Source organism: Chryseobacterium vaccae, assembly GCF_009602705.1.
GTDB lineage: Bacteria > Bacteroidota > Bacteroidia > Flavobacteriales > Weeksellaceae > Chryseobacterium > Chryseobacterium vaccae.
The window spans coordinates 4,922,077-4,936,657 of sequence record NZ_VSWH01000001.1; the positions used below are offsets into that span (position 1 = coordinate 4,922,077).

Below are 14,581 nucleotides of genomic sequence, written 5' to 3' on the forward strand. Positions count from 1 at the left end.
TCTTTATTGAGAGATTAAGAAATTAAGAGATTCAGAAGTTGATTGTGAATCTCAAGATCTCTTGATCTTTTAATTTTTTACAGACACAACATATGGATTTAATTAAAGCAATTATCATTGCTATTATTGAAGGGCTTACAGAGTACCTTCCGATTTCTTCTACAGCACATATGGGATTCACCGCTAATCTGCTTGGGTTACCGGATGATGAATTTCTCAAAATGTTCCAGGTTTCCATTCAGTTCGGTGCTATTTTATCTGTGGTAGTGGCTTACTGGAAAAAATTCTTTGATCTGAATAACATCCAGTTTTACTTTAAACTGGGTTTTGCTGTTGTTCCCGCATTGGTTTTAGGATATCTGTTTGATGATAAAATTGAAGCTATTCTTGGAAACCAGATTGCTATTTCTTCCGTACTGGTGTTGGGAGGGGTTGTTCTCTTATTCGTAGATCGATGGTTTAAAAATCCTAAAATTGATGATGAAAAAGGAATTACTATAAGAAAAGCAATTACCATTGGGTTCTGGCAGTGCCTGGCCATGATGCCGGGAACAAGCCGTAGTGCAGCCTCCATCATTGGGGGAATGACGCAGGGACTTACACGAAAGGCCGCTGCAGAATTTTCCTTTTTCCTTGCTGTACCTACGATGCTTGCCGTAACCGTATATTCTGTTTTCCTTAAAACATGGGGGAAAGAAACCGCAAACCCGCAAAAAGGTTACGAAATGATTATGGCTTCTCAGGATCACATCATGATTTTTATTGTAGGAAATGTAGTGGCATTTATTGTGGCCCTGATCGCTATCAAAGCCTTCATTGGTGTTCTTAATAAATATGGTTTCAAACCTTGGGGATGGTATCGTATCTTTGTTGGGATTGCCCTGTTAATCTATTTCTATTTCTTTAAATAAATGAAAAGCAATATTTTAAAGATATTGGCTGTTTCCGGTTCAGTAATTTCCTGTTCGCCGGCACATACCTTGTTTGTGAAGAACAATACCAATGAAAGACTGGACTTTTTTGTTGAGCTGAAAGAGAAAACACAGATTAAGGAGCTTCTGATCTGTAAAGAACTGGTTCCGGATGAAAAGCTTGAAAGTAAAGCCTTTATCAATTATTCTAAAGAAGGGAAATGCTATCACCAGACGGTCAATACCGTCAATAATAAAAGCTATAAATTTACTTTGCCTGTAAGCTATACCATCAATATTGCTCCCAATAATTCTATTTATCCTTTTAAAGCAGTTTATTATATGAGAGGGGATATAAAATGTTTTATCAATACAGGTACTTCCGCAGACTGTAGGCAGAAAACAAGCCAGCAGCCCGGCTTAGTAAATATCACAGAAATTTTAGAATAATGACAGCTGAAGAACTGCAATCAGGATATGTGTTTTTATTGGACAAGCCTCTGGACTGGACTTCCTTCCAGGCTGTCAATAAAATGAAATATAAGCTTAAAAGAGAATTTAATCTTCCCAAAAAGTTTAAAATAGGACATGCCGGAACTCTTGATCCACGGGCTACGGGCCTGCTTATTATATGTTGTGGGAAATTCACCAAGAAAATTCCGGAAATTCAGGATGCGCCCAAAGAGTACTGGACGGAAATTAAATTGGGAGTTCAGACGGAATCGTATGACACAGAAAAACCTGAGATCCTTCATCAGGACATCTCTCATATTTCAGAGGAAATGATCCGTGAGGCCCTCAATAAGTTTGTTGGAGAAATAGATCAGAAACCGCCGGTATATTCAGCGATAAAAATAGATGGCGAGAGAGCTTACAATCTGGCAAGGGCAGGAGAGGAAGTAGAAATGAAGTCCAGAAAGACCACCATATTTTACATTAAAGATGTTAAGATAGAACTTCCGTTAGTCAGCTTTATGGTAGGATGTTCCAAAGGAACTTATATACGAAGTCTGGCACACGATATAGGGCAGGAATTGGGTATAGGTGCTTATCTTACTCAGCTCAGACGTACAAAGATTGGAGATTATACTATTGAAAATGCAACCTCTGATTATTTGGAAAACGAATTCAGATTTGAAAATATATGATGAAAAATTTATTTCTGTTGGGATTACTATTTTCTTCTGCTCAGTTTTTTTCACAGGAGACGGAAACTAAGAAACCCAAAATGGACTTTTATTTCAATCCGTCGCTGAATTTTGGCTATAATGCGGGATATAAAGAACCGGAAGTCAATAATTCTCAATACATTCAGACCCAACGTTTGGGGAAGATCACTTATGGGGTCACAGCAATAGGCGGCTACAATTTTCTTCCTAACTTTGCAGTCGGAACCGGATTGCGATACAGTTTTGTAGAAGATAATAATCACCTGGTGTTCTGGATGATTCAGCCTAAGATTATATTTTCACCGGGAGACCGGCCTTTTTATATCGATCTGAACTATGGTAAGCAGATCAATCATTCAGCGGTTTCTAATTCTGAACTTTGGGGAGGGAGACTTGGAATGATGGTTTCCTACTCAAAAAGGTTGAGCCAGGAAGGAGGAATTGTATTGGAAGCACAAAAGATAAAGGGAAATTCTAATGCTTTTTTCATCGGATTAAGCTATGGAATTACCATTTTCAGCAATAAAAATTATACCGGTTACGGAGAAGATTAATGGAAAAAACGCGCATCAATAAATATCTGTCAGAAGTAGGATACTGTTCAAGAAGAGCGGCAGATAAGCTTTTGGAAGAAGGAAGAATAACAATTAACGGAAAAGTTCCGGAACTGGGAACCAAAGTTTCAGATGAAGATCTTGTGGAAGTAGATGGAAAACCTGTTCGTGAACCACAGGAAAAACCTGTTTATATTGCATTCAACAAGCCAGTAGGAATTGTCTGTACCACAGATACAAAGCGGGAAAAGAATAATATTGTAGATTATATTAACCATCCGCAGAGAATCTTCCCGATCGGAAGACTGGATAAACCCAGTGAAGGCCTGATTCTGCTGACCAGTGACGGTGATATCGTCAATAAAATCCTCAGAGCAAGGAATAATCACGAAAAGGAATATCTTGTTCGTGTAGATAAGCCTATTACCCCTAGATTTCTTGAAAAAATGAGAAACGGTGTGCCTATCCTGGATACGGTTACCAAAAAATGTGAAGTAGAAAAGATAGATGACATGAACTTTCGTATCATTCTTACTCAGGGTCTGAACAGACAGATCAGGAGAATGTGCGAATATCTCGGCTATGACGTAAAAAAACTGAAGCGTATCCGAATCATGAATATCAAGCTGGATCTGCCGGTGGGAAAATGGAGAGATTTAACGGATCAGGAGCTTTCAGCGCTTAATCTGCTGCTTGAGGATTCCAGTAAAACGGTGGATTAGAATGATGAATTTCAGTCTGATTGTATTTTTTTCTGATTATTCAAATCTGTAACCCGATTCATCATCGAATCTCTTTCTGTCTTCAGGGCTCATTCTGTTTCTGAGAAGACGGATTGTATAGCCGCCCTGTAAAATGTCGTGATCAAAATACATCCAATCTGAAATTTCATTTTTTTCGATTTCCACAACCTCATCCTGTTTCACTTCTTTGGTGTGGAGAGGAGGGCTGTTGATAATTCCTACATACTTGTTCTTTTCCTTAGAAAATAAAACAGGGGATATCCAGATAAATTCATCCCCTTCGTTACTTCGGAATGCTTTTTTTATGGCAAAATTTTTAAAATCAGGATTCTCACTTTTTATAGCTGTTTCGAATTTGTCAAAGGTTTTCTTTGCTGTTTTAATTGCAGCTACCATTTCTTTGTCGGCAGCAGCCACTTCATATACAGAGTTTTCAAACGATTTTTCCTTTCCTGCATTATTTTTCTCTTTGTTACTCACCGACTGGCCTGTACAAAATGCAAATAATAATACAGATAATATGATGAATATACTCTTACTCATGTTACTAAAATTAAGGCATTATAGTTAAATTTTCAGATTTACTTTCCAATATTAAATTCTCCTGTGACTTCATAAGAGATCAAATTAGCATTATTAATAAATTTTCTGGCAGATAATCCGGGTTGATAGACCTCTGTAAAATCTTCTTTATGCTTTTTAGCCAGTATTTTTTTCTCAAACTTTTTTGATTTTCCTTCATACCGTTCCGTAAAATGGATGGTATCATTTTTAATACTTCCATTAACGTAATAGTAGGTTTCCTTATAGGGGCTTTCTCTGCTTTTCCTTGTCTTAATGATATTGCCCGCTAACTCATAATCGCCGAAATATTGAAGATTAATGGGCTGCAATACTTTTACAACTCCGTTTTCCGGAAAACTTAATATCTTTCCATCCATATCCAGATCCACTGTACTCATACAGAAAGTTTCCTCGTCAGAATAGACGACAAATTGTACTGAAGCAGGAGTGATATAATGGATATATACTTTGTTTACTTTTAAATAAGGGTTAGATTCCAGTCTTAGCTTTTTCTCGTAAAATAAAAAATCACCATAATAAGCACTGAAAATACTGTCATTCAATTCTTTGAATGGAATTTTTTGAGCATTTAAATATTCTTTGAATGCTGCATTCCTTTCATCTTTATATTGTTTTTGTTTTTTGGTCTGGCTGTTACAGCTTTCGAAACAAAACAAAATAAGAAGCAGAACAACTATTTTATTTATTCTCGGTTTCATTTTTTTTATTTTCATTTTCTGACTCTAATCTATAAAATTTTTGTAATTCTTTATTGGGAATATCTGCTTCAAAATATTTTTTAAGACGATTAAAATTAGGTTTACGTGAGCCATCTGAATAAACAACAAATAAATGATGAAACGTTGAATTGGGTTTTAATCTTACACTGATTTTATAATCCGTCAATCTTTCATAATATTTATCCATATCCTTCTTATACTGAATTATAGCCTCATCAAATTTACTGCGGTCTTTGTAGTCGCTTTCTATAGGCTCTTTGGGTTTCTTGGGCTCGCTGGGGAAATCAATTGCATTATGCATATTGTTAGACGGCCAGAAGGTACCATACCCAAATTTGGTTCTGGTATTCAGATTTCCCTGTGCATCTGTAAAAGAGAACGTTTCCTGACCGCGGTTTAATAATAAATCAAATAATCTTTGGGTATCATAGTTTTGCCCGTCGATATTCTTATCCAGATTATACGGATTTTCATTATTGGATTTACCATAATATAGATCGAAGGCATAGGCCATATTAATTTTATCCGTAATCTTTGCCTGGACATTTACCCCTGCGGACCAGTATTGATCAGAATCCATTCCAAAGAATAAAGGTGGTTTAAAGATATCATTGTAGGAAGAGATCATAAAATTTCCTACTTTTATAGATGAACCGCCAATAATCTGATGCCGGTGAGGAGTGTCAAATTTATTATACTTGTCCTGTAATCTTTTTCCGTTTTTATCATATTCGCTGGTTACTCTTCCCGAGCTCAGAACCCCTGTTGATCCTAAAGTAAAAGCATATTCGTAAGGGTTATTTACCCCTGAGCCCGAGAACTGGTTGAATAGATTCATATTAAGCGAATTTCCGGTTTTATAGCCTAATGTGATGGCTGGTGTTCCACTTAAAGTAACCAGATGCCGGCTCATAGGAGAGGTTCCGGGAGTACCATATCCGTAATACGTAAGAGCAGCATTAAAGCTTGGCATCACACCAAAATTACCCATTTTGATCTGTTTGGAAATGCCTGCGTATAAACTTGCGGAGAACCCGCCTCCGAGACTAAAACTGAATTTCATTCCGATATTAAAAGGCGGATCTCCGGGGCCTTCTTCAGAACTATTAGCAGAGGGATCAGGTGCTTCATAATATCCATCAAAGTTTCCTGCGCTGGGGCCTCCTCTTTCTTTTTCCCTTTCCCGGAAGTAATAGTTGTCAGGTGGAGGAGGAGGTGCTTCCGTTTCACCTTCTGGTTTTGGAAAACTGATATCCAGATTTCCTTTATAGGTTGGGGATTCCAGCTTTGCAATAACTATTGTAGATTCTCCGGAAGCATCAAATCTGAAAAGATCATAATCATAGGTGTCAAAATTATCCTTTTGGGGAAGACTTTCCTTTAAAACAGCATTGATGTATTGCCCATATGCTTCAGCAAGTGCTGCAATTAATTTGATTTTTTTATCGTTATCCTTTTCTATATCAGGCAGCATAGCTTCCCAAACGAGGATGTTTTTGCTTTCCTCATCATAAAAAGCTTTTAAGGAAGGACGGTTTTTGGTGACAACAATTGGAGGATTGGCAATTTTCCCTTCCGCAATGTCTTTATAAAACTTATAGACAATGCTTGTATTATCCGCATCAAATTGAGACGTGATCTCAGAAGCAACCATTTTGATGTGATCGTGGATATAAGAGCTTTCCAGCTTATATTCACTTTCTTCCGGTGCAGCGGGTGTGTATTTTTCAGGGTCCCCATAAATTACACCGTCTTCTTTGCCAACCTGTATTACCTTTGAGCCTATATTCTCAATCTCATCATTGGAATATCTTTTATAATTTCCACCGATGATTTTTGTAATATTTCCTTTTACAATCCTTGTCCTGCTCATGTTTTAGGTTTTAGAAATTATTACTTTTTTCTGAACTGTTGTTCTTTACGATCTTATCAGAATGCTGTTCATTGGTTCCGGCGCTTTGTGTCACGATTTTACCTTCACTCATCTCGTTTCTTTCCTGTTTTGTTTCACTGTGTACGTCGCCATCTATCATTTCTGTGAGTTTTCCGGTAATGAACATACTTGCATCACCTGTAACAGAAGTTATTTTCATGGCACCAATGCTTTGTGTTTCATTCAGGGTAACGGTTTCTGTTTTGTTCATACCCACAGTATTGCTTTGGTTAGCCATTACATTGGTGGTCATATTTTGCCCTACATTGATGTCAAGATTGGCTCCTACATTGAAAGTCATGTTTTGGGGAGAAGTTACTGTAATATTTCCTTTTCCATCCATAAAATAGATATTACCGCTGGGATCTTCAATATGAATACTGCCTTCGGTATCGTTAAAAATAACCCTGTTACCACTGCGGGTCTGTATAGATTTGATGTGATTGTTTACTCCGCCGCCTAATCCAACGCCTCCGTGAAACATTCCGCCCATAGCAAAAGGAAAGTCGGGATGATGGTATTCAAAACCAACCATTACCTGATCACCCACTTCCGGAATAGCCACAAATCCTCTGTTTTGTGTGATCATATCTGTACCTCCCGCATCAGGGCTCATCATCCGGATGAAATAGGTAGTATCGTTGAGCTGCCAGTCAAACTGTACCTGTATCCGTCCCTGATTCAGGGGGTCTGTATTGGAAACAACGGTTGCAATCTGTGGCTCTGCATGAGGAAGTTTAAATTCCGGGGCAGGAATATATCCGGTTCCTTCAGCAATGGCTTCAAAAAATCCTGTGTAATACCCTCTGGCATCTACTTCGTGGGTAGCTTCTGTGATCATCAGTTTGGTGAAGTAAGAAGTGTCATTCGTGTTGGATTTTCTCATGTTAATATCTGCTGTACAGCCTGGATACAGAAACGGAACGGTAGTGTTTCCGGAAACCGTAAAAACTTCTACAGCCGCACTTCCTGCTATACTTTTTTGGGTGTCGTCCACATTTAAATACATGTTGGCATTGGCAGGGGAAGGTGTTAATGACCGGGTTTTAAAGATGCCCTCATTCAGCTCATATGATTTTGACGCAAGATGTCCCAAATGTTTAATATTTGCGGTAGAACTTGTCAGTTTCTCATTTTTACTGCTGTTATATCCGAAAAATTCAGGTTTGGTATGAATGGCCTTCAGCTTAACATTGACGTCATTTACATTGCTGCCATAGATCAGTTGTATAGATTGCTCACCGGAAGGAAGCTTTCCGAAATGTAATATCTCGCCATCATAATAAAATTGTTCACCATAGGTTTCTGCCAGCCTTGCAAGATAATTATAATGGGTTTCCTTGTATTGTGCACTATAGTTAATCTGGCTTGCATTTTTTGCATTTATTGTATAATCGTATTTAGAGCCAAGGGTTTCTTTGAAAATTTTGTCGGCAATAATTGATGTATTAACGGGCTGGTCACCTCCGAAACTTTGGGTGTGATAGGCCGAATCCATCAGAATGGTGGGACTTTTTCCTTTCAGAACAATATTGCCAAGGCTCATTTTTTCCTGACTGAACCCAACTTCTGTAATCAACCCTACAAATGTTCTTTCCGGGCCGTCATTTTCAATATCTTTATACTTTATGGTTACCGTAAGACGTTTTCCCAGAAATAAATAAGCATCCTGTAACTGATGATCCTGTATTTTCTCTAAAGCATCATGAGCCAGTATAAGTTCAAAGTCATGATGACTTCTAATGCTTTGTCTCAGCCGGAAATGCTTGAAGTATTTTATAATTTTACCTTCAATAACAATGTCAAGGTTAACGATACGGTTGATTCCCGAAATTTCATTCTCTGAAATCTTTTCTGAATTCGAGCTGTTTTTTTTCATGGTATAGTGCGTTTTGGTAGTAATTCTTTAAAGTTAGAAATATTATCTTGTTTAGAATTAATACTTTTGGAAAAATATGAAAAGTGTCGTACTTCTACGATTTTACCATGACTACCTGACATACAATCTCATCCTTGCCTCATATTCGGGTTTCAGCTTCAATAGTTTCCATATTTTTTTATCATCCGGATTGCTGATGCGGTAAAATATAATCTTGTCTGCGGAATACTTAAAATAGGGATGACTTTTCAGCCATTCTTCAGGAGCATCAGTTAAAGTATATTTAGGAACTTCCGAAGAATTAAGAGGGCAGATGGAAACCAACTTCTGAACTCTGTCTTTATCAATATTATAAGTTTCAAGGATTTGTTCTTTAGTGATAAAACCTCCCAGTTTTCTGCGGAAGCCAATAATATATCCTGCACTTTTTTCATCCAGACCAAATTCTATGAGCTGTTTAAAACTGATCGTATTCAGATCGGTTTTTGAAAAATCAGTCTTTTCCTGTTGTCTTTCCTCTTTTTTGACAGGTACAAAGCTTAGTTTGATATAAGGTTTTATTTCCCGGAATTTTTCAGGGGAGATAACAAAACACTTTTGAATATCCTCAAGATTTTTGAAACTTCCATGAAGATTCCGGTCACGGTAATTAACGATTGTTGAAGCCTGTTTCTCAGAAAAACCAAGTGCTTTCCATCCGTCCTGATTTAAGATGTTAGGATCAAAAATGCGGTATTGGATATTGGCTTTTACAGCATCATTTCTCCCTGAATTTTTGAAATGATCCGGAGTTTTTGAGGGAAGCAGCAGATACGGTTCAAGTTTACCATACACCTCATCGGAAATAATAAAGCATTCTTTAAATTTTTCCTTACTGATAAAGCTTCCACCCAGGTAATTTCTGTATTTTACAATAGCCTGGGCCTGTTTTTCACTGAAGCCCATCTGTTCCCAGTTTCCGGCAGAAAAGTGGTCCGGATTGAATTGTTTGGAAATACTGATTTCTTTCTTTCCAAAATATTTATAATGCTTGTTATTCGTTTCCGAAAGCAGAAGATAAGGCTCTAATACTGCGAATTTTTCAGGAGAAACGGCATAACATTTTTTGAACTGCTCTTTGGAGGAGAACTGGCCGCCAATCATCTTTTTATAATTAAGAATCGTCGCTACCTGTTTCTCTGAAAAACCTAGCTTCTGCCATTGTTTTTCATCTAAAGAATTGGGGTCAAAATCAGACAGGCTGGCGGAAACTGAAGCCTCAGATATGAATCGGACCTTTGGGAAATCCGTTTTTTCTTGGTTTATATATTGCTGAAAAGCCATAAGGACAATCAGCAGCATTCCCATGAATGCAAGCTTGCGGTAATAACTTTTTCTCATCATACCATAAACTTATTAATAAAAACAAGTTGAGGCAATGGGAAACAATAAAGTGAATGCTTTTATAATACAGATATACTAGAACTACTGGAAATTATAAATCAAAACATGGTGGCATTGTGAAATAATTCAATACCAGTGGTTTGCATTTTTTTGCTGAAAAGATAAAGAGTGCTGTGGATATAAAAAAGATGAGGTTTTACTCCGGTTGATCTGCCAGAGAATCCTTCAGTTTAATAAGCTCGGCCTTCACAAATTCCAGACGGTCAATTAAGGTAACGGTTTCAGATATTTTGCTGTTGGTCGTCAAAGCTACCCTTGCGCCATCCAGAGTATATCCTTTTTCTTTAACCAGGTGATAGATCATCTGAAGATTTTTGATGTCTTCCGGAGTGAAGTAACGATTCCCTTTTTTGTTTTTCTTAGGCTTGATGATAGGGAATTCCTGCTCCCAATAGCGTATTAATGAAGTGTTTACGTCAAATGCTTTTGCCACTTCTCCAATGGAATAATACAGCTTATCAGGTAGATTTATTTTCATGTGATGAATCCTAAAGTCCAAAGATAAAAATTTTTCAAAAACAGATGCAAATATCTGGGATCAAATCTCTCTCAAAATATATTCTCAACGCCGATTCAATCCATTTTTATTAATAAACCTCAGTCTGGGATAAGGGTTTCTGATTTATATAGGTTTGAAGCAGGGAGCTGGAAGAGAGAAGATATGAATGTCATCAATAATAGTTGTTTATCTTTTTAAGTAAATTTGATTTTACAGCGGCTTTTATTAGATATAATCCAACGTAACTTCCATCCTTTGTGATAGAAGAGGGGGTAATTGCCGGTTCTTTTTTGTGAAAACTTGTGTTTTGACTTTGTTTATATTATTTTTATACCATAAAATAGCATCACCGATCTTGTAATGAATTCTATTTCTGTTCTTCATATTGACCTTTTCCAATCCGGAAGACACTCTTCTGATTTTTATTTCAATACACTGAAGGACCATCTTATTTTAGGACACCGTCATATTGAAAAACCTCACAGGCATGATTTTTATGCAGCTGTTCTTTTTACACAGGGAACAGGAATTCATGAGATCGATTTTCATAAATATGATGTTTCAGCAGGAAGTCTTTTCTTCTTGTCTCCCGGACAAATCCACAGCTGGGAGCTTTCAGATGATATTGACGGATACATCTTTTTTAGTTCACAGGAATTTTATGAAATGCATTATGTGAACCAGAAACTTAGGAATTTTCCATTCTTCGGTTCCGTATCTTTTCCAAGAAAACTTCAACTGGATCTTGAGGAACTTGAAAAAAAGATTCTTCTGTTTCAGGAGTTGGAAAACGAGCATCATGGAAAACTTCTTATGAAGGAAGGAAGCATTCTTTCACTCATGTCCCGGATCTTTATCAATGCTACCAGACTTTTTTCAAAAGATATTGATATGCTTTCCTCTTCAGCCGGACTTTCTTATTTTAAGCATTATCAGGATTTTGAAGATCTTATAGAACAACACTTTACCCATGAGAAATCCATTACTTACTACGCATCTTTATTGGGAATATCTCCAAAGCACTTAAACAGGGTAGCACAGACAACAGTTCAGAAAACAGCAACAGAAGTTATTACAGAAAGAGTGGTCCTGGAAGCCAAAAGAATGCTGATGTATCTGGATGAAAGTCTTGTGGAAATTGCTTTCAGGCTGGGATACGAGGAATATTCATACTTTGTAAGAGTCTTCCGGAAAAGTTCCGGAATGACCCCTACTCAGTTTATGAGGAAATATAAGGCTTAATGGTTTAAAGTTCAATGTTCAGTGCTGTTTTCGATAAGGTTTTATGTCCTGATTATAATACCAGCTTAAATGGTCCTTCAAATGTGGTATCAAATGAATCTACGAGGATTCCCTTTTCGTCAAAAACCCCGATAACCATATTCTGTTTAGAGAGCTTAATATCCTTTTCAGGAAAAGAAATGTTGATGTTACCCTTTAGAATTTCATCACCTTTCAGAATAATTTTTTCAGACCCGAAATAGGTGATTTCCGCATTGGAAGGACTGATCACTTTGATGTAAAGCGTTTTTTTCTCATTGGATTTATTTAAAAGGGTATAAATAAATGTATTCGTTATTTTCCCGTTTTTAACAAAGAAAGTAGAGCCTGCAGGTTTAATGAACTTGGCTTCCATAGATCCGCGGTCGTACATTAAAAATCCAAGGAACCCAATAAGCAAGGCAAGAATCACAGTCGTGGCTTTCATTCTTGGCGTAAATTTGAACTTCTCCTGGTTTTCAATCTCAGATTCTGTGGCATAACGAACCAGTCCTTTAGGAAGTCCTACTTTTTCCATTACCTCATCACAGGCATCAATACAGGCTGTACAGTTCACACACTCCAGTTGCTGTCCGTTTCTGATATCAATACCGGTAGGGCACACCACTACACATTGATGGCAGTCGATACAGTCTCCTTTTCCTGCTGCCTTCCGGTCTTCATTGTTTCTCCATTTTGAACGGCCTTCCCCTCTTCTGAAATCATAATAAACATTGATGGTCTGCTTATCGATCAGTACCCCCTGAAGTCTTCCGTATGGACAAACCAGTGTACACACCTGTTCGCGGAGCCATGCAAAAACAAAGTAGAAGGTCAGCGTGAAAAAGATCATCGTGATAAACTTTAAAGGATGCTCGGAAGGTCCCTCAATCATAATCTGGAAAACCTGTTCATACCCTACAATATACATGAACATAAACGTAGAGATGATTAATGAAATCAAAAGAAATACACTCCATTTTGTTACTCTTTTTCTGATCTTTTCAGCATCCCATTCCTGTCTGTCCAGTTTCATCTGCTTGTTCCGGTCACCTTCTATCCAGTATTCAATTTTACGGAAAACCATTTCCATAAAAAGGGTTTGCGGACAAAGCCAGCCGCAGAATATTCGTCCGAAAACTACGGTGAACAGCATCACAAAGATGACGGAAGTTACAGCTCCCAGAGCGAGAATAAAGAAATCCTGAAGATAAAAAGGCTGTCCTAAAATGAAAAATCTCCTGTCAATCACATTAATCAGCAGAAAAGGATTACCGTTTATTTTGATAAAAGGAAGTCCGAAAAACAAAGCAAGCAGGGCATAGCTGGTATAATTCCTGTAATTGGTATATTTTCCTTTGGGCTTTCGTGGAAATACCCATTTTCTTTTCCCGGTTTCATCCATGGTTCCCACCGAATTTCTGAATTCTTCATTTTCTATTTCGATGAACTTGCTGTTGCCTGATTCTGCACTCATTGCTTTACTTTATTAAATTGAAAAAGTAGTAAGGGAATATTTAAGGCCGGATCAAGTTGTTTTCAGTCAGTTTTTATAAGGGAAAATTTCGTTGATCTCCTACCTCTGCAAAGGTCCGGATTAAACTTTTTGAGTACTAATATTATCTACTTCCAGAATAGGACAATTGAGACATTTTTATTTTTTAAATTGAGATTAATCAAAATGAGAAAATAGGTTGGGAGACTGTTTCTGATATCGTAAATTGCATCTTTAAAAATGAAGTATGAAAAATATCTGCAGAATAGTTCTGATTGGTTTGGTTTTCGCATTGATAAACTGTCAATCTGTAAATAAAAGCAACATGTTTTATGATGGGGTACAGCCTGAAAAAATTTCAGATCAGTTCAGTTTTACGGAAGGTCCTTCATCCGATAAAGAGGGAAATGTGTATTTCACGGACCAGCCTAATGATAAAATTTACCTGTGGGACTGGAAAACCAATCAGGTGACTTTGTTTCTCGATAAAACAGGACGAGCTAACGGAACCCATTTTGATAAAGATGATTTTCTGATTACCTGTTCCGATGAGCAGGGCGAAATGTGGAAAATCTCAAAGAATAAAAAAGTGGAAATTCTGTTTAAAGGTTTTGAAGGAAAACGCCTGAACGGGCCCAACGATATCTGGAATGATGCTTTTGGAGGAATGTATTTTACAGATCCTCTGTATGAAAGAGATTACTGGACGGATTTCAAACAGGAGCTGCCGCACAAAAGTCTCTATTACAGAAATAAAAATGGAAAAATCAGTAAATTAGAGACCTTCACCCAGCCCAATGGAATTGTAGGCAGTGAAACCATCAGGAAACTGTATATTTCAGATATTGATGCCGGAAAAACCTATGAATATGATATCCTTGGCGAAGGCAAATTATCCGAAAGAAAACTGTTCTGTGAAATGGGTTCGGATGGGATGACCTTAGACAAACACGGAAATCTTTATCTAACGGGTGATGGAGTACACGTCTTTAACCGCAAAGGGAAAAAGATCTATCACATCCCGATTCCTGAAAAATGGACTTCTAATGTAACTTTCGGAGGAGAAAACAACGATGTTTTATTCATTACAGCATCAAAATCAGTGTATATTTTACCAACAAAAGTACGGGGAGTGAAATAACCTTTAAATTCGGTTGAAATTTTTTTAAACTCCAACTTTCTATCGGAATCGATGATAACCTGTAATTTTTATAGAGCTTATTCAATAGAGGCGGGCTTTAGTCCGCCCAAATAATAAAAGAAATCCATTTGGCTTTAGCCAAAACTTATGCTTATACAGCCAATTTTTAAAATCACAATACATAAAAATTAGGTATTCGTGTCAATAAAGGACACATGAGTTTTGGAAATCTACAAATTCTATTGGCCTC

General features: G+C 37.2%; 14 protein-coding genes. 7 read left to right on the plus strand and 7 right to left on the minus strand.

The window, feature by feature from the left end; translation table 11 throughout:
* Positions 1–92 precede the first annotated feature (92 nt).
* The 5 genes from FW768_RS22540 to rluF are packed head-to-tail and all read left to right on the plus strand — an operon-like array spanning position 93 to position 3,356.
* Complete coding sequence (locus FW768_RS22540) at positions 93–911, plus strand: undecaprenyl-diphosphate phosphatase (protein ID WP_153399444.1); 819 nt, start codon at positions 93–95, stop codon at positions 909–911.
* Positions 912–1,361, plus strand: coding sequence for a hypothetical protein (locus tag FW768_RS22545; protein ID WP_153399446.1), 450 nt, complete (start codon positions 912–914; stop codon positions 1,359–1,361).
* A complete protein-coding gene (gene truB / locus FW768_RS22550) occupies positions 1,361–2,059 on the plus strand; it encodes a tRNA pseudouridine(55) synthase TruB (protein ID WP_153399448.1) in 699 nt (232 codons plus the stop codon). The genes FW768_RS22545 and truB overlap by 1 nt, the downstream gene beginning before the upstream one ends.
* On the plus strand, positions 2,056–2,634 hold the full coding sequence (locus FW768_RS22555) for a hypothetical protein (RefSeq protein ID WP_153399450.1): 579 nt from the start codon (positions 2,056–2,058) through the stop codon (positions 2,632–2,634). Before truB ends, FW768_RS22555 begins: the two co-directional genes overlap by 4 nt.
* A complete protein-coding gene (rluF, locus tag FW768_RS22560) occupies positions 2,634–3,356 on the plus strand; it encodes a 23S rRNA pseudouridine(2604) synthase RluF (RefSeq protein WP_153399452.1) in 723 nt (240 codons plus the stop codon). The genes FW768_RS22555 and rluF overlap by 1 nt, the downstream gene beginning before the upstream one ends.
* 36 nt (positions 3,357–3,392) lie before the next feature.
* On the opposite strand, the gene FW768_RS22565 is transcribed toward rluF, so the two are convergent.
* The 6 genes from FW768_RS22565 to FW768_RS22590 all read right to left on the minus strand — a co-directional run bounded on the left by FW768_RS22565 (position 3,393) and on the right by FW768_RS22590 (position 10,414).
* On the minus strand, positions 3,393–3,920 hold the full coding sequence (locus tag FW768_RS22565) for a DUF2314 domain-containing protein (protein WP_153399454.1): 528 nt from the start codon (positions 3,918–3,920) through the stop codon (positions 3,393–3,395).
* A 38-nt stretch (positions 3,921–3,958) separates the two neighbouring features.
* Positions 3,959–4,660 carry a hypothetical protein gene (locus FW768_RS22570; protein ID WP_153399456.1) on the minus strand — a complete coding sequence of 234 codons (702 nt, stop codon included), beginning with the start codon at positions 4,658–4,660 and terminating at the stop codon, positions 3,959–3,961.
* Positions 4,641–6,554 (minus strand): polymorphic toxin type 23 domain-containing protein, encoded by a 1,914-nt coding sequence (locus FW768_RS22575; protein WP_153399458.1) that lies wholly within the window; start codon positions 6,552–6,554, stop codon positions 4,641–4,643. The genes FW768_RS22570 and FW768_RS22575 overlap by 20 nt, the downstream gene beginning before the upstream one ends.
* A gap of 10 nt (positions 6,555–6,564) precedes the next feature.
* The gene (locus FW768_RS22580; RefSeq protein WP_153399460.1) at positions 6,565–8,493 is read right to left on the minus strand and encodes a type VI secretion system Vgr family protein; all 1,929 of its coding nucleotides are present in this window, start codon (positions 8,491–8,493) and stop codon (positions 6,565–6,567) included.
* 111 nt (positions 8,494–8,604) lie between these two features.
* Positions 8,605–9,876 (minus strand): helix-hairpin-helix domain-containing protein, encoded by a 1,272-nt coding sequence (locus FW768_RS22585; RefSeq protein ID WP_153399462.1) that lies wholly within the window; start codon positions 9,874–9,876, stop codon positions 8,605–8,607.
* Between the two features lie 196 nt (positions 9,877–10,072).
* Positions 10,073–10,414: a MerR family transcriptional regulator gene (locus FW768_RS22590; protein ID WP_153399464.1), complete on the minus strand. Its 342-nt coding sequence runs from the start codon at positions 10,412–10,414 to the stop codon at positions 10,073–10,075.
* A 381-nt stretch (positions 10,415–10,795) separates the two neighbouring features.
* On the opposite strand from FW768_RS22590, the gene FW768_RS22595 reads away from it, so the two are divergent.
* Positions 10,796–11,677: an AraC family transcriptional regulator gene (locus tag FW768_RS22595; RefSeq protein ID WP_153399466.1), complete on the plus strand. Its 882-nt coding sequence runs from the start codon at positions 10,796–10,798 to the stop codon at positions 11,675–11,677.
* Positions 11,678–11,729: 52 nt separating this feature from the next.
* Here the strand turns inward: FW768_RS22595 and ccoG are convergent, their stop codons facing one another.
* The gene (gene ccoG / locus FW768_RS22600) at positions 11,730–13,172 is read right to left on the minus strand and encodes a cytochrome c oxidase accessory protein CcoG (protein WP_153399468.1); all 1,443 of its coding nucleotides are present in this window, start codon (positions 13,170–13,172) and stop codon (positions 11,730–11,732) included.
* Between the two features lie 265 nt (positions 13,173–13,437).
* On the opposite strand from ccoG, the gene FW768_RS22605 reads away from it, so the two are divergent.
* Positions 13,438–14,331, plus strand: coding sequence for an SMP-30/gluconolactonase/LRE family protein (locus FW768_RS22605; protein WP_153399470.1), 894 nt, complete (start codon positions 13,438–13,440; stop codon positions 14,329–14,331).
* Positions 14,332–14,581: the final 250 nt, after the last annotated feature.